Source organism: Cohnella rhizosphaerae (assembly GCF_029525575.1).
Taxonomy (GTDB): Bacteria; Bacillota; Bacilli; order Paenibacillales; family Paenibacillaceae; genus Cohnella; species Cohnella rhizosphaerae.
This window is the reverse complement of record NZ_JAPDIA010000001.1, coordinates 208,692-226,893: the sequence shown is the minus strand read 5'-3', so window position 1 is coordinate 226,893 and position 18,202 is coordinate 208,692. Positions and strand designations below refer to the sequence as shown.

The 18,202-nt window shown below is 62.0% G+C and carries 14 protein-coding genes and 1 pseudogene; 11 read left to right on the top strand and 4 right to left on the bottom strand.

The features are described 5' to 3' along the window. Positions 1-22 precede the first annotated feature (22 nt). The 6 genes and pseudogenes from OMP40_RS01070 (at position 23) to OMP40_RS01045 (ending at position 9,627) form a co-directional block, all read left to right on the top strand. Positions 23-1,087, top strand: coding sequence for an S-layer homology domain-containing protein (locus OMP40_RS01070; RefSeq protein WP_277528451.1), 1,065 nt, complete (start codon positions 23-25; stop codon positions 1,085-1,087). 1 nt (position 1,088) lies between these two features. Next, the gene (locus tag OMP40_RS01065; RefSeq protein ID WP_277528450.1) at positions 1,089-5,165 is read left to right on the top strand and encodes a hypothetical protein; all 4,077 of its coding nucleotides are present in this window, start codon (positions 1,089-1,091) and stop codon (positions 5,163-5,165) included. 91 nt (positions 5,166-5,256) lie between these two features. Beyond that, a complete protein-coding gene (locus OMP40_RS01060) occupies positions 5,257-5,703 on the top strand; it encodes a hypothetical protein (RefSeq protein WP_277528448.1) in 447 nt (148 codons plus the stop codon). Positions 5,704-5,715: 12 nt separating this feature from the next. Further along, a complete protein-coding gene (locus tag OMP40_RS01055; protein WP_277528446.1) occupies positions 5,716-7,938 on the top strand; it encodes a glycoside hydrolase family 36 protein in 2,223 nt (740 codons plus the stop codon). 221 nt (positions 7,939-8,159) lie between these two features. Then, a pseudogene (locus OMP40_RS39645) lies at positions 8,160-8,708 on the top strand (extracellular solute-binding protein); the annotation flags it as partial. Between the two features lie 7 nt (positions 8,709-8,715). Further along, positions 8,716-9,627, top strand: a complete 912-nt coding sequence (locus OMP40_RS01045; RefSeq protein ID WP_338131011.1) for an ABC transporter substrate-binding protein — start codon at positions 8,716-8,718, stop codon at positions 9,625-9,627. A 201-nt stretch (positions 9,628-9,828) separates the two neighbouring features. On the opposite strand, the gene OMP40_RS01040 is transcribed toward OMP40_RS01045, so the two are convergent. Continuing rightward, positions 9,829-10,026 (bottom strand): hypothetical protein, encoded by a 198-nt coding sequence (locus tag OMP40_RS01040; RefSeq protein ID WP_277528444.1) that lies wholly within the window; start codon positions 10,024-10,026, stop codon positions 9,829-9,831. Positions 10,027-10,177: 151 nt separating this feature from the next. Here OMP40_RS01040 and OMP40_RS01035 point away from each other — a divergent pair, with 151 nt between their 5' ends. The 4 genes from OMP40_RS01035 to OMP40_RS01020 all read left to right on the top strand — a co-directional run bounded on the left by OMP40_RS01035 (position 10,178) and on the right by OMP40_RS01020 (position 13,102). Next, positions 10,178-10,660, top strand: coding sequence for a carbohydrate ABC transporter permease (locus tag OMP40_RS01035; RefSeq protein ID WP_277528442.1), 483 nt, complete (start codon positions 10,178-10,180; stop codon positions 10,658-10,660). Positions 10,661-10,671: 11 nt separating this feature from the next. Next, positions 10,672-11,052, top strand: coding sequence for a hypothetical protein (locus tag OMP40_RS01030; protein ID WP_277528440.1), 381 nt, complete (start codon positions 10,672-10,674; stop codon positions 11,050-11,052). 65 nt (positions 11,053-11,117) lie between these two features. Next, complete coding sequence (locus tag OMP40_RS01025; protein WP_277528438.1) at positions 11,118-11,495, top strand: carbohydrate ABC transporter permease; 378 nt, start codon at positions 11,118-11,120, stop codon at positions 11,493-11,495. 17 nt (positions 11,496-11,512) lie between these two features. After that, entirely contained in the window at positions 11,513-13,102 is a 1,590-nt protein-coding gene (locus OMP40_RS01020; protein WP_277528436.1) for an alpha-amylase family protein, read from the top strand. Positions 13,103-13,511: 409 nt separating this feature from the next. Here the strand turns inward: OMP40_RS01020 and OMP40_RS01015 are convergent, their stop codons facing one another. Then, positions 13,512-14,120 carry a helix-turn-helix domain-containing protein gene (locus tag OMP40_RS01015; protein ID WP_277528435.1) on the bottom strand — a complete coding sequence of 203 codons (609 nt, stop codon included), beginning with the start codon at positions 14,118-14,120 and terminating at the stop codon, positions 13,512-13,514. A gap of 53 nt (positions 14,121-14,173) precedes the next feature. Continuing rightward, a complete protein-coding gene (locus OMP40_RS01010; RefSeq protein WP_277528433.1) occupies positions 14,174-14,428 on the bottom strand; it encodes a hypothetical protein in 255 nt (84 codons plus the stop codon). Between the two features lie 131 nt (positions 14,429-14,559). Between OMP40_RS01010 and OMP40_RS01005 the strand changes: the two genes are divergently transcribed. Beyond that, positions 14,560-15,948 carry a Gfo/Idh/MocA family protein gene (locus tag OMP40_RS01005; RefSeq protein WP_277528430.1) on the top strand — a complete coding sequence of 463 codons (1,389 nt, stop codon included), beginning with the start codon at positions 14,560-14,562 and terminating at the stop codon, positions 15,946-15,948. Here OMP40_RS01005 and OMP40_RS01000 read toward each other — a convergent pair. Further along, complete coding sequence (locus OMP40_RS01000) at positions 15,829-18,153, bottom strand: DUF11 domain-containing protein (protein WP_277528428.1); 2,325 nt, start codon at positions 18,151-18,153, stop codon at positions 15,829-15,831. The two genes, OMP40_RS01005 and OMP40_RS01000, sit on opposite strands and share 120 nt — an antisense overlap. Positions 18,154-18,202: the final 49 nt, after the last annotated feature.

Sequence of the window (18,202 nt, the reverse complement as noted above, 5' to 3'; positions counted from 1 at the left end):
ACGGGGACGGCGGGTCGGTCCTTTGCGCAGCAGCAGGAGACAGAAATATCGGCACAGCCGATCGGGACGCAAGCCGGACCCGGACGCAGCCGGACACTGGGCCGAGCAAGAGCTTCGCAGATGGCAGGATTACGGCATCGTGAGCGGTTATCCGGACGGCAGTCTCAAACCGGACCGGCCGCTGACGAGAGCCGAATTTATCGTGCTGCTCGACCGGGTGTTCGGCTTTGAGGGCGGATCGGAGGCAGCCTACAAGGATGTGCCGGACAATGCCTATTACCGCAAGGCGCTGGCGGGCGCATCCGCCGCGGGCATCGTGAACGGGACGGGCAGCGGGCTGTTCATGCCCGACCGGCCGATCACGCGCGAGGAGGCGGCCAAGCTCATCGCCTTGGCGTTCGACGTAGAGCCGGGGCCAACGGAAGCGAAGCGCTCCTCCGACGCCGGCGGGATCGCCCCGTGGGCAAGCGCTTCCGTCGAATCCATGCTCGGCCGCGGCTATATGAACGGTCGGGGAATGGACCAATTCGCGCCCAAGGCCGCCATGACGAGAGCAGAGATGATCAAGGTGCTCGACAACGTCGTGCGTCGAATGATCGGGGCCGAGGGACTGAGCGATGCGACGGTGCAGGGCAACGTCGTCGTGAATCGCGCGCCGGTCCGGCTGCAGAACCTGGTCGTCGAGGGCGATCTGATCCTGGCTCCGGGAATCCGGACGGGCGAAGTGTCGCTCGACCACGTAACGGTAAGCGGCCGGGTGCTGGTGCAAGGGAGTCCGGACAGCGGCATCGCGATCCGAGACTCGCAGCTCGCCGTCGTTCAGTTGGCGTCGCCGAAGACGAAGCTGTCGCTGACGGCCGTAAAGATCGATCGGCTGCGCATGCTGCCGTCCGCCGCCGGCAGCATCGTCTCGCAGGATGAGGCGACGAGCATCGGCCAACTGGACAACGCAGCGCAGCGCGTCGAATTCCGCAAGCCGCCGGCAGCGGCAGACGGAACGACCGGTTCACCGTCGGACACAGGCGGCGGAGGCCAGGTCGGAACCGAGCCCGACGATCCCCCCCGTGCAGGAGACCGCTCCTTCTAAAGTGTCGGCGCTCGCTTTCGGACGGGAGGACGAAGAGGAACTCGCCGGTCTGGTCGCGACCGGGACGGGCGGCACGACCGAGCTGGACGCCGATGTCGGCGAGCTTCACGACACCTACGCGGTTCGGTACATGGAAGGCGAAGGCGCGACGATCGCCTTCACGCTTCACGGCTTGACGCCGAACGCGCCGGCGACCGTGGAGATCGAGGAGATTCACCGGCGCAATCCGGAGGCTTTCGCGTATACGGTGCTTGCGAACGGGCAGGAGATTTATCTCAGAACGTACCGCGAGGCGTCCGCGGGACCGAATCACTACTTTATCGAGCTGAGCGCAGCGATCGTAGGCAATGCCTCGTCGCTGACGCTGACGCTGCGCAACGAGACGCAGACCAGGGTGCATTTCGCCAAAGTATGGGCCTACAGCGACTTCGCCGACTTGCTGGAGGAGGAGCAAATCTATCGGCCGATGACCGTCGGTTTGTTCAAGCCGAACATCGGCTGGAACGATTATGCAGCCGATCTGGCGATTTTGAACGGACTCAAGGCGACCTATGCCAACTATGACATGTACCGGATATCAGTTGTCTTCGATATCTTTTATATGCACTGGAGCAGCGCGGAGATGAAGCGCCGGCTCGACTACCTGATCCGGTTGTCGGCCGACTCGGGCCTTCCGATCCATCTGAGCGTCGACGCCTGGTGGGACGGCACGCCGACCGGTCCCGACGGCTTGGGCGGCTACTGGCGGGATCTGCCGTACCAGCAGGTCGTGTACGACCCGCTGGACACGGACGGACGAGGCCATTGGAAATTGACGACGCCCAACGTCTTCGGGAATACGCCGTGGCTGACGATGAACAACGCCCACTACAACGAAGTCCGCGAGGAAAAGATCAGGAGCGTAACGTCGTATCTGTCGCAGCGGACCGGAGAGATGAAGGCGGAAGGCGAAGCGCTGCCTCCGATCGTCGTATTCACCGAAAACGAGCCTTGGTACTGGCCGTACTTTGCCCTCAATCCTTCCCCGCAGGGGGCCGGGGATTTCGGTCCTCAGGTCATCGCCGCGGCGGCCGCGGACGGCGTGACGCTCGATCCGGCCGACGGCTTGTCCGCCGCAGAGCTTCGATGGCTGGCCAAAAACATGAACGATTATATCTCGGACACGGCCGGGGCGATGGCGGACGGCTACGGCTACAATGCGATCGTCGTGGACAACGGCCAGGTGCTCGAACCCGACAGTCAGCTGATCGAGAACGCGTACACGCATATATTCCCGTATGCCAAGTATCCGGCGCTGGAGGAGCGTCAGGCGTTGTGGGAATCCCATATGGTCAACGACATTCGTTACGGCGGCGAGTGGGACGATCAAATCGACGAGCGCTACCTCAGCTATATTGCGGCGCGGGGCAAATTCGCCGACGTCAACGCGGAGCGAAGCGCGATGCAAAACTTTGAATTTTTGCCGCAAGCGTACGCGTCGGGCGCCGATCATGCGACGATCTACAACTTCCGGGGCGGCGACGACAGCCTTGTACGCGCCGTCGACGGAGAGATGGACGCGCTTCATGAGACGCCCGCCTACGGGAAGGTGAAGATCGATTACGATTTAGAAGACGAGCAGGCGCTGACGCTCTCGGCCACCCTCGTCGAAGCCAGCCATGTCAAGCGGAGCCTGCTGCAGGAGCGCTATGTCGTCAGCGCCGATACGACGGACGCCGGCGGCGGATACTTGACCTTTAAGGTGGACAATCAGGGCGTTCCTTTGTCCAACGGGCTGCTCGTCGACCTGACGGGCCGCAATCTGCACGAGCTCTGCGGCGGGTGCAAGATCGAGGTGTGGGCAGGCAACGCGCTGAACGATCTGTCGGCGGCAGGCACCGTATACGGCTTCCGGTCGACGGCGCATGTCGAAGCCCGCAGCCAACTCGATCCGGCAAGCGATGTCGCGTACGTCCGGATTCGGTTGTACACGCCGAGCGTAGCCAGTCTGGACAATTGGGTGGCGCTGTCCGGGGTGAAAATCTCGGTCGCACTGGGCGAAACGAGCGGTCACTTGAACGGCTTTCAATATACGTTGAAGCAGCTTCGGGAAAGAAACCTTTGGGTCACTTACCGCGCCGATATCGAGCGCCTGATGAGCAAGTACGCCGGGCAGGCGGGACAGACCGCGGCTTATGCGGCGATCAAGGCGCAGTACGACAAAGGCTACTACGGCGACGCTTACAGGTCGCTGCTGGCCGCCATGTCGCAGCTGCTGCCGGCCAAGTTCGTGGTCAAGGGCTTCGGCAGCCTGGGCAACTATCCGCTGTCGCTTGACACGGGCAGCGCGGAGACGATCGTCCGCGCGACGCTGTACGAGGTCGGCGCGTCGGTCCGATTCAGCCTGGAGGCGGACGCGGACACCGATGTCGCCGTCACGTTGAACGGGGCGACTGCCGCTTACTACAAAGCGGTCGCGCTCGGCGGCGGACAGTACGAGCTTGCGCCTGCGCAAGCCGGGGATGCCGGAGCGGTCGCCGCGATCGGCGGCCAGGCGGCATTCGCGCTGTCGGCGCAGGGAGACGCGGTCAAGCATTATCCCTCCGCGTTCGAGGCGAAAATGTACGGCGCGTCCGCGTCGGGCGAATCGATCGCGATTCAGTCCCAGGATCCGCAGATCGGCGAATACGCGAGCGCGGTCGAGCTGAAGCTCGCAGCCGGCGCGACCATCCGGCGCGGACCCGAAGGCGCCGCGGATCAGGATCTGCTGGCCGTGCCGGCCGAGATGCTCGAATACGGCGATCTGCTCCAACTCACGCTGAACGGCGACAATGAGATTACCGGCATCAAGGCTTATTACGGCACGGTATACGGCGCGATTACGGCGATCGAACCGATTGAAGTGAACGGCGAGCTGCGCAACGCCTACATGGAGCTGCGCGATGCGCAAAACCATGCGTACCGCTTCGAGCTCGGGCAGGACAGCCAGTTCAAATCCCCGAGGGCGACGGGCGTCAGCCTGTTCACGGCGAAGATCGACGACTGGGGCTTCCAGGTCGGAGACGAGGTTACGGTTCGCTACAGTCCGTACGTCGCCTCCGGCAGAGAAAAGCGGCTCCTGGATATCTCGGAAACGTACGATTCGCTGCTGAACGAGAACTTCGAGGACGGCAGCGAGTCGTGGCGCGACCGGGCATACGCGGTGCAGAACGTCGTCGAGACGCGGCTGGACTCGAATATTCAGGACCGCGTGCTGCGGCCGGGCGATATCAGCCAGCCCGGCATCGTCGAATGGAAGTTCGAGAGCGACGAGCCGTTCACATTGGCGGCGATCCAGTACAGCGGACGCGCGATCCTGGGCTCGACGGTCGAATGGGAGATCAGTCCGACAGGCGCAGGCGGCAGCTGGCAGAAGGTCGGAGAGATTGCCGACAACGCGGACAACAACAATTACAACCAGTTGCGCGATGTCAAGCTTGATCTCGTCAGCCTGAATACGAGCGTCGTTTACGTTCGGGTCGTGATGACGACGAACACTTCCGACACCTGGGCGTCGCTGAACGGCATGAAGTTTACGAAGCTGCAAACGGGACCGCGTCAGCTTGACGCGGCGGCGCTGAGTCTCGGCGCCGGCGCCGTGTTCGAAGGGCAGGACGTGCCGCTGACGCTGAGCGCGACCTACGACAACGGGGATGCCGTCAACCTGGAGGAAGCCAAAGTCGCTTACGTATGGGACGACAACGGCGTTTTCGCCCGTACTTCGGGCGGCGTGCGGGCGATCCGGCCGGGTACGGGAGAGATCAAGGCGTACGTGTCGGTCAACGGCGTCGTCGTCGCCACAGGCAGCGTTGCCGTGACGGTCTACGCCCAGGCGCTCGATCGCGTCGAACTGTCCACCGGGGACCGGCTGATGGGCCTGGGGGGATACGTTCGCGATCGGAGTCGCCGCGTACAACGACCAGGATTATGCGCTCGATCCTTCGCTGTACGCCGCGACCTATACGAGCAGCAATGCCGCGGTCGCATCCGTCGCCGCCGACGGGACGCTGACAGCCGCCGCTTACGGCACCGCGGCGATCACGGTCGAGGTCGCTTTTGAGGCAACGACGCTGACCCGCACCTTTAACGTTACGGTAGCCCAGCCGGTCTCGCTCGTCGAGGAGGACTTCCAGTCGCTGCCGGCAGGACCGGTGTCTGCCGGTGACATCGGCGCCTACGAGGTGGTTCAACTGCAAAACGAGCTGCTGCATGAGAGTCTGCCGAATATGGGGCTGACCGGCACGCCCGACGGCTCGGGCGGCAAGCAGGACGGCTATGTCATCTACAAGCTGGACAGCACGGACACGGACGGCTTTAAGAAGCTCGAGCTGCGATTCAGCGGAAGAACGCTGTACATCGACGACAATCGGATCGCGGACATCCGCTTCTATGCGGGCGCGAGCACGAGCGACATGGCGCTGGTCGGCAGCCTGCCGACGACGGCTTCGGGCAATTACGATACGATCCGCACGCTCGATCTGACGACCGTGGCGCAAGGACAAACGACCGTCTATTTAAAAATCGATATTCACGCGGTCGCGTATACGTGGGGTTTCTTGAACTCGATTCAGGTGATCGACTACGCGACCGGACAGTAAGGAGCGCGGGGCATGGAGCGTCTGGAATGGAAGCATGAACGGATGAGAATCGGATTTTTGCGGGAAGAAGGGGCAGGCAAGCTGAGGCAGGATGTATTTCAGCCGATCAGCCTGGCCTGGGAACCGGAAGGGAGGTACGCCGCGGCCGCCGTCGTGCAGGCTGCCGCGGCGGGCTTGCCCCACGGCGTTCACCCGGGGCTCGCCACGGGACACGCGCTGCTGGCGGAGCAGCTGATCGTGTCGGAATTGGAAGAGACGGACAGCGGACTGCGCCTGCACTACCGGCACGAAGGACTGAAGCTGCGCTTCGTGGCGGATATGGAATTCGTACCCGGCGCTGCGGTCATCCGGCAGACGACGACGGTCAGCAACGACGGCGATCGGCCCGTCGTGCTGACGCATTTGTCCTCGCTCGCGTTGCAGGGCATCGGTCTCGGCGGCGCGGGCGACTGGTCCGAGCCCGGCAGGATCAAGGTGCATTACTGGCGGCAGGCGTGGAGCGGCGAAGGGCAGTGGCGCTGCGACGATACGGACCGGCTGGGCCTCTACCGCACGGCGCCTTATTCGATGTCCCATGCCGCGCATTGGGAATCGCGGGGCAGCTGGAGCACCGGCCGCTTCCTGCCGATGGTCGTCGTGGAGGATACGCGCACCGGCGCCGTCTGGTATGCGCAGGCCGAGACCTCGTCCAACTGGCATATCGAGCTCGGCAACCGGCATGAGGGCGCTTATATCGGCCGCGATAGCCTGTACCTGCAGGTCGACGCCGCCAGCGAAGGCTTCGGCGGCTGGACCAAAACGTTGGGGCCGCAGGAGCGCTTCACGACGATGCCCGCTGCGATCGGCTGCTGCATGGGCGGCATCGAGGAGGCGGTACGCGAATTGACGGCGTACAGGCGCACCCGCCTGAAGCCGGCGCCCGCATGGGAGGGGGAATTCCCCGTCGTCTTCAACGACTATATGAACGGCCTGTGGGCCGATCCTTCGACCGGCAAGCTCCTGCCCCTGATCCGCGAGGCGGCGGCGCTCGGCATGGAGGTCTTCTGCATCGATGCCGGCTGGTTCGCCGCGCCGGGCGCTTATTGGGGCGCGTCGCTCGGGGACTGGCAGCCCGACGGGACGCGCTTCGGCAGCGGCGGACTGCCGGGCATCCTGCGGCTGATCCGCGACGCGGGGATGATCCCCGGCGTCTGGCTGGAGCTGGAGGTGTGCGGGGAAAACGCGGCGCTGGCGTCGAAGCCGGACGATTGGTTTCTGCGGCGCAACGGCCGCAGAGTCGGCGGCGGGGAACGCTGGTTTATGAACTTCTCCCACCCCGACGTGCGGAAGTATATGCACGACGTCATCGACAGACTGGCGGCGATGGGCGTGGGCTTTATTAAAAACGACTACAACGGCTGCATCGGCTCCGGCGACGATACGCAGGGCGATTCGGCGGCAGACGGACTGATCCGTCACATCCGGGCGGTCTACGCGTTCCTCGATGAGGTGCGGGCGCGGCACCCCAAGCTGATCGTCGAAGGCTGCGCGTCGGGCGGCATGCGCGCCGATTGTGGCTTGCTGTCCCATGTGCACATGGTCAGCTCGAGCGACCAGGAGGATTACCGAAAGTATCCGTCCGTCCTGGGCGGCATGCTGGCGGCCGTTCTGCCGGAGCAGAACGGGGTATGGGCCTATCCTTATCCGCTGCCGGCCTCGCATCGCGACCGGCCGGCGCTGCTGGACGACGAAGCGTACCGGCGGGAGATGGCGGACGGCGAGCAGACGGTTTTTAACATGGTGAGCGGGCTGTGCGGCAATCTGTATTTGTCGGGCCGGGTGGACAAGGCGGACGCGCGCAACCAAGCCCTGATTAAGGAAGCGGTATCGCTTTATAAAGCCGAGCGGGCGCATATCCGCGACTCGCATCCGGTGTGGCCGCTAGGTTTTCGGTCGATATCCGACACCGCCGGCTGGAACAGCGTCGGCCTCGCGAGCATGAACGGCGACCGGATCCTGTTGGCGGTCTGGCGGCTGGACGGCGGCGAGGAGACGACGGCGGCGCTTCCCATCAAAGGCTGGATCGGCCGGGCAGCAGACGTCAGGCAGCTTTATCCGGCAGGGACGGACATGGCCGTCCCGTACGGCTACGAAGCGGCGGACGGCGTCCTGCGGGTCGGACTGCCGAAGCGCCATCAGGCGCGCCTGTTCGAGCTGCGCAGGATCGCGGCGCCTGACGCCGATCAGCAGTCGTAGGGGGAGGGTCGAGAGGAAGCGATCGAAGTCCGCAAAGCGTCATGCTGCGGGCTTCTTTCGCATGTCCGGCAGTCTCTTTTTCGCCCGCCGCAACCTCCAAAAAACGCAAATGAAATCTAGATTCCGCCTCATTGTTTGCCTTTTCCCCGCTCTCTATATTTAAGAGGCACACCACCACATACGAAAAGGGGATACCCAAGTTGAACCGAAAATCCATCCTTATGCTGTCCGCGATCAGCCTGTCGCTCGCGATGGCGGGCTGCTCCAATGCGGCGAATAACAACGAGGCGAGCGGCGGCAGCCAGCCGCCGTCGAGCGCCGAAGCGTCCGGCGCGTCGGCTTCGCCCGACCAGACAGGAAGCGCGTCGCAAGACGCCGAGCCCAAAACGCTGACGATGGTCTACTCCCAGGGTGAGTTCTCCTGGCCGGCCTATGAGAAGATGGCGGCGGCGTTCAAGGAGAAAACCGGCCACACGGTCAAGCTTCAATACGTGCCCGCAGCCGAATTCGATAAATACCTGGATGCGCAGTTTGTCGCGGGCACCGAAGCGGACATTATCATGGGCGGGCCGTCGGACAAGTCGGCCTGGTTCAAAAACGGCTGGATCGTCAACCTGTTCCCGCATATGGACGAAGCGAGCCGGTTCACGAATGCGCCCTGGCGCAGCTCGTTCGTCGACGGGGTGCTTGAATCCGCGACGGACAAGACGCCGCCGGAGAAGCTGTACGGCATTCCGATTCAACTGACGACCGTCAACCTGTACTACAACAAAAAAAATATTCAGCGAGATCGGCGTCGCCGAGCCGCCGAAGACGATCACGGAGCTGCTCGCGGTCGCGCAGAAGGCCAAAGACGCCGGCTATACGGGCTTCAGCATTCAGAATTCGATGGACTGGAATCTGGGCTGGCTCGCCACCGATCTCTGGGGCTACCTGTGGAAGCCGAAGCTCGAGCAGCTCGACGTCATTAACAAGGACGGCTACGTCGGCACGGACGAATGGGCGCTCGCGGTCAAGAACGGCATGGTGACGAAGGATTCGCCGGAGCTTAAGGAATACGCAAGAGTGATCAAGGACTTGTCGCCGTATTACAACGAAGGCTTCAATACGGCCAGCTGGGAATTCGAGAGCCTGTTCAACGACGGCAAATCGGCGATGGCGCTGAACGGCAGCTGGTATCCGAACCAGCATCTGCAGAACAAGCTGTCCGTCGACTACGGCATCGCGCCGATCCCTTATTTGGACAAGGCATACTCGCAGCTTGGCGGGGAGGAACGGTACAACTATGTAATGGGCGGAGAAGCCTACGTGGCGATTACGGCCAAGGCGGAGAAGGACGGCAAGCTGCAAGCCGCGCTCGATTGGCTTCGCTTCTGGACGGACCCGAACGGAGGCGCGAAGCTGATGACCGACGAGCTGTTCCTCATTCCCGTCGTCAAGGGCGTACAGGCGCCCGAGCAGGTTCAGCCGATCATCGATACGTTCGGCACGATCAAGCAAGTTTCGTTCACCGCCTTCAAGTTCGAACCGGAGCAGTCCGACGCCTTCTTCAAGGCCCAGCAGCAGTACCTGGACATTAAACTGACGGCCGATCAGTTCATCGGCGACATCACCAAGACGCTGCAGAAATACGCGGACGCGGCGATCAAGGCGAATCCGGAGTGGGGCGTCGAGGCGTACTTGAAATAATCGCATACACGCTTTGACGAAACGGGAGGATGGAGGATGCGCTCTATCCTCCCGATCGTATCCTGATCGAACGCACGATCGATTCAGCCGGCTATCGATCTATTGATCTATCCATTTAACTATCGAACGGAAGTGAAGCGAATGAAACCGCAGCGATTTCTGGAATCCAGGGCGGCCTATCTTTGTCTGTTGCCCACCTTTTTATTTGTCGGCGTATTTTTGGTGTATCCGACCTTCGAAGCGGTCCGCATCTCCTTTCTGGATTGGAACATGCGCAACTACTACCATCCGTCCTTCGCGGGCTTCGCCAATTACAAAGAAATCTTCACCAACGACGTATTTATCGACTCGTTCCGGGTGCTTGCGATCTTCCTGGGATGGCAGCTCCTGATCCTTCAAGGGATCTCCGTGTTCGCCGGCTACCTGATCTACCTGCTCGGCGCGAGCCGGTTCGCAGGGTTCATCAAGGTTGCCTTCATTATCCCGATGGTCATTCCGGGCATGGTGTCCACGCTGTTTTGGCTGTTTTTTTTACGAGCCGACGAACGGCATGCTGAACATGCTGCTGGGAGCGCTCGGGCTGGAGAGCTGGCAGCGGGTGTGGCTGGGCGAGAGCCAGACGACCGCGATCGGCTCGCTGCTCATGAAGGGCTTTCCCTGGATCAGCGGGATCGGTTTCCTGATTTATCTGGCGGGTTTTCAGTCGCTCGACGAATCGTTTCGCGAGTCGGCGCGGATGGACGGGGCAAGCGGATGGAAGGTGTTCTGGCGCATCGATCTGCCGCTCATCCTCCCCCAGCTTAAGCTGACGACCATCCTTGTCCTGATCGGCGGCATCCAGCAGTACGGCGACCAGTACATTCTGACCAAGGGCGGTCCGGGCTATGATACGACCGTGCCGGGGCTTTTTCTGTTCAACAATGCCTTCAACTATGGCAAGCTCGGTATCGGTTCGGCTGCGGGCGTCACCCTTTTCCTCATCATTGCGCTGTTCACCGTACTCAATCTGCGCTTTATGAAGGCGCGGACCTAGGGAGGCTTCTCGTGAAAACAAAATTCGGTTCGCGATCCGTCAATATTGCGCTGCTGCTATTTTTTTGCGTTTTGTACGCTGTATCCGCTGTACTTTATGCTCATCTCCTCCGTCAAGACGAACGCGGAGCTGCAGAGCAACTTCTTCGGCTTTCCGATCGAGCCGCAATTTCAATACTACGGCAGCGCGCTTGGCAAAATCAAAACCTACATGATCAATTCCGGCGTCATCTCGGCCATCAGCGCGGTCGGCGTGCTGATCGTGTCGTCCTTGTCCGCCTACGCCTTTGCGCGCTTTCGGTTTTACGGCAAAAATGCGTTGTTTTTTACACTGCTGCTGTTTTTGATGATTCCAGGCGTGCTTACGATCATCCCGCAGTTCGTGCTGGTTAAAAACCTGGGACTCATCAACACGCCCTGGGCGGCCGTGCTCCCCCTATATCGCCGGCGGGCAGCTCGTGACGATATTCGTGATGCGCACTTTTTTCGAAGGCATCCCCAAGGAGCTGTTCGAGAGCATCAAGATCGACGGAGGAAACGAGTTCCGCTGCTTTGTCAGCCTGGTCATTCCTTTTGCGCTGCCGATCATTCTGTCGATGGGGCTCGTGACCGTGCTTAATACGTGGAACGACTTCTTCTGGCCGCTGCTCGTTCTGCCCGACCAGCACAAGATGACGCTGACGGTCGGCCTGTACCGGTTCATGGATCAGCAGCAGATTTTGTACGGTCAGGTGTTCTCGGCGATGTCGCTCGCCTCCGTCCCGCTGATGGTGCTGTTCAGCTTCACGATGAAGTTTTTCGTTCAAGGTCTCACCTCGGGCGCGATCAAGGCTTGAGCGGGAGGAGGCGCTGCATGGAACAGGCAAACGTCGTTCTCCTTGCGGAAGACGGGGCCAAGCTGACGGTACGGGCAAGAGACTATGAGGCTCGGTTCGATCTGGATGCGCAGCGGTGGAGGCTGTACGGCAGAAAAGAAGAAGCGGTCAGCCGGGCCGATGGCGGAAACGGAGGGCTGGAGCCGATCGCGAGTCAACCGATTGTGAGTCAAAAGATCGCGAGTCAACCGATCGCGAGTCTGCCGATCCAGTCCCGCGTACACGCGCTGGGCGACCCGGATCGAGCGGACGCCGGGACGCTCAGGCTCGTCCGCGAGCAGCGGGACGGCAGCCGGTTGACGCTCGCGTTTGCGGCTGGTCGCGGCATGCCGTGGTCGACAAAAACGTATATTTTTACTTTCGACGCCGATACCGTTCGTTACAGCGTGTCGGTGACCGGAGCGGGCAGAAGGATCGACGACGTCTATTACTTCGCCGCGGATTGGCAGGCTGCCGGGGATTCGGGCAACGAAGCCTCAACGCCGGACTGGCAAGGGGGACGGCCGGGCTTCGAACGCTACTACGCGCCCCGGTTCGACTGGGCGGTCGGGATCGTGCACCGCATGCCGGATGAGCAGGATTCGCTGAACTGTCAGCAGTGGCTGAGTCCGCCGCCCTTTTGCTATGCCCTGCAGCAGAGCGATCGCTGGGTAAGCTGCGGCATCGTCGCCGCACCCGGCGCTTTCAACTTCCTTGGTTTCGATTATGCTGTCTCGCCCGGCGGAGATTTTTCGTTCAGACTGGATTATGAGGGACATACGACGGTCGGCAAAGCGGGCTTTCGAACGCCTGAACTTCGGTTCGGATTCAAGCCGGCGGCCGGGGAGAACGAAGCCGTCGATGAATACGTGCGGGCGCTGGCCGGTGTCTTGAAGCCGGAAGAGGGTACAGCGCCCGCTGCCGTTCGGCCGCAGCCCGCCTGGTGGCGGGAGCCGATGTTTTGCGGATGGGGGCAGCAGCGCTACGACTACCGCATGGATCATGACGGCACGGAAAGCGGACATTTCCTGAATGTCGGCGCCTACGCGACCGAGGACAAATACCGCTCTTATATCGCGCTTATGGACGAGCAGGGCATTCGCCCCGGCACGATCGTCATCGATTATAAATGGGCGAAGCAGGACGCGCTGGCCGCACCGGACCCGTTGAAATGGAACGATATGCGGGCATTCATCGAGGAGCAGCATGAAATCGGGCGCCGGGTTCTGCTGTGGTATTCCCCCTTTGCTGGCCGAAGGGCTGCCCGACGAGGCTTGCATGACGCTGGACGGCCGCGTCGTAGCCGCCGATCCGACATCGGCGCGATACCTGGACATTATGGCGGAGCAGGTCCGCAGGATGATCGGCAATGCGCCGGACGGTCTGAACGCCGACGGCTTCAAGATCGACTTTACGCAAAATGTCGCTTCCGAGCGAAGAACCTACCGCAATTACTTGTCGACCAGCCTGGCGCTGCTCAGCGAAGACAATCCCGCGCATGTTTATCCCCGGCTCGGCTCCGGCCGCGACAAGCTCATTCGTACGGCGGGCAGCTCGTGGGGCGTCGAATTGCTGCGCGCCTATATTGAGGCTGTCTATCAGGCAATGAAGGACGTCAAGCCGGACGCCATGCTGATCGCGCATACGGCCAATCCTTATTTTGCGGACATTGCGGACGTGCTCCGGCTCAACGATCTGGACGGGGAGTCGCTCGATGTCGCGAGCATCATGCGCAACCGGGCGGACATCGCCCGCATGTGCAATCCGGCCTGGTTGATCGATCCCGACAACGACCTGATGACGGATAAAAAAAAGGTGGCGGGAATACCTGCAGCTTCAGCCGCTGCTTGGCATTCCGGTCACCTATTATATCGGGGGCATCGCGGCCTCCAGCGAAGCGTTCGACGAGGAGGACTATGCGCATTTGCGCCGGGTGTGGAAAGAGTACCGGAAAAGGCTGTAAAGCGAGCGCCGCCGGGATCAGTCCGCATCGCCGCCCTAAGACACCCCGCCCCTGAACCGCTTCCGGTACTGCTGGGGGGATACGCCCTGCCACTTTTTGAACGCATGGCTGAAATTATGCAGGTCGTCGTAACCGACGAGCGCCCCGATTCGTTCGATTTTTTCGTCCGTTTCCAGCAGATAGCGCTTGGCCGCCTGATGGCGCAGCCTTTGCACGTATTTTTGCGGCGACTCGCCGAACAGCTGCTTGAACAGGCGAATGAAATAGTCCTCGCTGACGTTAAGCCTTTGTGCCAGCGTCCGATTCGTATGCGGCAGCCGGAAGCTCTGCTGCAGATCCGCTCTCAATTCGAGCAGCCGCTTCTGATAGGCGGTGTCGGTCCGGCGCTGCGCCTCGAGCGAGAGACCGACGAGCGCGGACAGGACCAGCTGCATATAGCCGCGGCAGGCGAGCGAAGCGGCGGGACGGCTCGCGTGGTAGGCTTCGGCGGCTTGCTCCAGCCAAGCGACGAGCTCCAATGGCACCGAACGGTAACGACGCGCGAAGAGGATGCTCCCGTTTGCGGCAACCGGCCAGTAGCCGATCCGCTCCTCCTCGTTTTCCCCTTCCTTGATGACCAGCTGGTGCTCGAACGCGATCTCCACCTCGTCGTACAGATCGAAGTGAAGACCGAGCAGACGGGTGTCCGGCGTGCCCGTCAGCTCGATCCGGTGCGCGACGGCCGGAGGCAGTACGAGCAGATCCCCCCGCGAACAACGCGAGGGGGGGAAGCTTCGTCCTCGAAATGCACCCGGATGCTGCCCGAGTAGACGTACATCAGCTCGCTGTCGTACAGGCGGCGCAAAGAGCCGCCGGCGGGCGGAATGCGTTGAAATTCGGCATAGTGAACGCTTGGCGCGAATTCGCGGACGTCCAAAGGCCGAGTGCGGGGCTGCTTAAATGCCGTCGGCATCTTTCTCACCTCTTCATGAAACGGAAATTCACAACTTAAGCGCGACGAACGACAAATACAACCGATTATGCTCATGATAGCATAATCGTGTTGAACAGGAATTCACAATTTGTCGGGGGAGAGATGGAAGCATGCAAGCATCGTCCGCGAACGTCCGGATCGGCGTCATCGGTTTGGGCCAACGGGGGAAAAGCCTGTTCGCCCTGCTTCGGGAAATGGACGGCGTCGAGGTGGCCGCGGTAAGCGATCTGTACGAAGATCGGCTGCGTCAAGCGGCGGCGGATGCGCAGAGCGCTTCGCACCCGGTACCTGCGCTGTATCAAAATTATAAAGAGCTGCTGGCGCGGGAAGACATCGAAGCGGTCATCGTGGCGTCCTCCTGGACGAGTCACGCGGAGATCGCCATCGCCGCGATGAGAGCGGGGAAGTACGTCGGGTCCGAAGTCGGAGGCGCGGCGTCGATCGAGGAATGCTGGGAGCTGGTGCGGACGTCCGAAGCGACCGGCGTGCCGTGCATGCTGCTGGAAAATTGCTGCTACGGGCGCAGCGAAATGGCCGTTCTGAACATGGTCAGGCAAGGCTTGTTCGGCGAATTGATCCACTGCCGGGGAGGCTACCTGCACGATCTGCGCGAGGAAGTGGCGACGGGGATCGAAAATCGGCATTACCGCATTCATAACTATTTGAACCGCAACGGCGATCTGTACCCGACGCACGGGCTTGGCTTGCCTGCGGCCTGTCTCAATATCAACCGCGGCAACCGAATCGTCAGCGTCGCCTCGATCGCCTCCAAGGCGAGAGGCATCAACGCCTGGGCGAGCGAAAATCTTGGGCCGGAGCACCGAGCGGCGCGTTCGCCGATCGAGCTCGGCGACATCGTCACGACGATGATGAAGTGCGCCCATGGGGAGACGATCCTGCTGACGCACGATACTTCGCTGCCGAGGCCCTATTCCAGAGCCGGACAGGTGCAGGGCACGAAGGGCGTCTGGATGGAAGACGGCAACGCGATCTATATCGACGGCGCGAGTCCCGCGCATGAATGGGAGCCGTTCGATTCGTACCTGGAACGGTACGAGCATCCGGTGTGGCGGCGCTTTTTTGAAGGACGGCGTCAAGGGCGGCCACGGCGGGATGGATTATTTGGTGCTGCGCGATTTCCTGGATTCCGTGAAGTCGCGGACGAGTCCGCCGATCGACGTCTACGATATGGCCACCTGGATGGCTGTCACGGCGCTGTCCGAGCAATCGGTTCACGCCGGCGGCGCGCCGGTCGCTTTTCCCGATTTTACGAACGGCAAATGGATCGAGCGCTCCGAATCGATGCTGGCTTCGACGTTCGATACCTGAGAGCGGCAAAGCCCTCCCGCGATTGGCCGACGGGAGGGCTTTTTGTGCGCCTATTCCTCTTGTTCGACGATGGCGACGATGACCCGGTTGGAGCGCGCGGTCCCGGTTCCGGTCCGGCCGTTCGGGAACGCAAAATCGAAGCGCAGCTCCGCCTCGTTCTCCGCGGATGAATCGGGCGGATCGAACGCCGCCAGCGCCTGGAACTTGACAAGGACGGATTGCCCCGGAGACAGCGACCCGAGCGGTATGCCCGTATCCGGACTTGCGGCAGTCCGCGATTCCCCCCCGACGGACACGGTCCCCGGCACCCACTGCAGGCCGAGCGGCGCGCGATCGGTCAGAACGAGATTGCGAAAGTCCAGCGGCGTGGGATTGGACACTTCGACGGAGAACGCCACCCGGCTTCCCACTTCAACCTCCCGCTGCGAGGCGCTTTTATGCAGCCTTGGCGCCGGAGCGGCGATCGCCTGCACGACGACTTCGTTCGTCTCGGCCGTACCGCTGAACAGCCTGCCGTCCGGCAGCGAATAATCGTACCGGATAAGCGCCCGATTGACGATCTGCCCGCCGGGCGGGATGCTCACGACCCGGACGTGGAAGACGAAGCTCATCGTCTGGCCGGGACCGACGGTGCCGATCCGCACGCCTGTCTGCGGCGTGTCGCCCGGCAGCGGCTGACTGTCGAGCAGCACGCTGTTTTGCGCGAACACCGTCCCCTGCGGCAGCAGGTCTTCCACCACAAAGGCATCGACGTTCAGATCCCCGTTATTGGTCACTTCGATCGTATAGTGGATGACGTCGCCCACCGTCACGAGCGACTGGACCGCCTGCTTGAAGGCCGTGACTCTCGGCTGCACGACCTGTACGGCAACCGGGTTCGAGAATCCGGCGAACGTCGTATTCGTGAACGTATACGTCACCTGCGATCGATCCTGAACGACGGTCGACGGCGGTTCGGAAGCGACCAGCTCGTCGAACGTGACGACCGCAGCCTCGCCGACCGCCAGCGTTCCGAGCGCCACGCCTTCCGTAGGCACGGCGCCGGGAAGGATGCCCCCGTTCAGCCGAAAGCTTCCCGGTACGAATGTCGTCCCGAACGTCACGGAATCTGTAAACCGGACATCTTCGAGCGGAACGATGCCGCGATTGACGATCTGAACGGTGTAGGTAATGACGTCGCCCAGGGTTGCGACCGTGGCGCTCGGATTTTTAATGACCTCGATATTGGTGAGCGGGTCTTGAATGACGACCTCGTTGGAGACGGCCGTCTCCGTAATCCGGCGTCCGTCCGGCAGCGTAAACGTGAAGGTGGCGTTTGAGGTGTTCCGTACCAGTTGATCCGGCGGTACGGAAGTCAGAACGACGGCGAACGCGATAATGGACGTGCCGAAGGGCGGGAGCGTGCCGACGGCGATTCCCGCGAGCGGGCTCGCGGCCTGGGCGGGAATGCCGTCGATCGTGACGCTTCCCGGCTTGAAGGTAACGAACGGACTGAGCGGATCGGACACGACGACATCGACTGGAAATGCGTTCGGGTTAAAGACGAATACGTTGTAATTAATCGTGTCGCCGACGTCGACGAACTGCGGATCCCCGCTTTTGCCTACGACGAGCTGCGGCTGCACGACGGGCACCGATACGACGTCGGAAGCGCTTGTGGCTTCGAAGCCGCCCGAATTGAACTTAACGATGGCCTGATTGTTCAGGATAGGGGGCTCCGGCAAAGCGGTCGTCGTCGCCTGGAACGTGACCGTAGCGTTCCCCCCCGCAGGGATCGTGCCAAGCGCGATGCCCGCGGACGGATTGACGGCGGGCTGCGGCGTCCCATTCACGACGACGCTGCCCGGCACGAAGGTCGATCCGCTTGGAAGGGGGTCGCTCAGCGTGGCGGCTATTGCTGGCGAACCACCCGTGTTTTGCGCGACGACCGTATAAGTGATCGTCTCTCCAACGAGCGCAGCCTGCGGCAATGCCGATTTGAAGACGTTCACGAGCGGCGACGATACCGGGATCTCGACCGGATCGGAGACGACCTTCCCCGTTCCGGACTGCCCGCCCGGTGTCCGGAACGTGAAGTCGACCAAGGACTGATTGCGAATGAGTCCGCCCGGCGGATTGGCGGTTACGGTCACCTGGAACGTCACGCGAACGCTTCCGTCCGGCGCCACCGCACCGACGTTAATGCCGGCGATCGGACTCTGGGACGGCTGCGGCGTCCCGTTCACCGTCACGCTGCCCGGGACATAGGCGGTGCCGGGCGGGGTCGGGTCGGTAATCGCCGCCTGCGCCGCGATGTTGCCCGCGTTGGACAGCAGCAGCGTGTACGTGATCGTATCTCCGACGCTTACCTGCGACTGGTCGGCGGATTTGGCCAATTCGAGTATCGGTTGAAAGACGGGTACCTTCACCAGATTCGACGGGACA

What these genes read in the sequence shown, in the direction of transcription:
- OMP40_RS01055 (WP_277528446.1), top strand. Translation starts at nt 5,716, where the DNA reads ATGGAGCGTCTGGAATGGAAGCATGAACGGATGAGAATCGGATTTTTG.
- OMP40_RS01035 (WP_277528442.1), top strand. Translation starts at nt 10,178, where the DNA reads ATGCTGAACATGCTGCTGGGAGCGCTCGGGCTGGAGAGCTGGCAGCGG.
- OMP40_RS01020 (WP_277528436.1), top strand. Translation starts at nt 11,513, where the DNA reads ATGGAACAGGCAAACGTCGTTCTCCTTGCGGAAGACGGGGCCAAGCTG.
- OMP40_RS01010 (WP_277528433.1), bottom strand. Translation starts at nt 14,428, where the DNA reads ATGCCGACGGCATTTAAGCAGCCCCGCACTCGGCCTTTGGACGTCCGC.
- OMP40_RS01005 (WP_277528430.1), top strand. Translation starts at nt 14,560, where the DNA reads ATGCAAGCATCGTCCGCGAACGTCCGGATCGGCGTCATCGGTTTGGGC.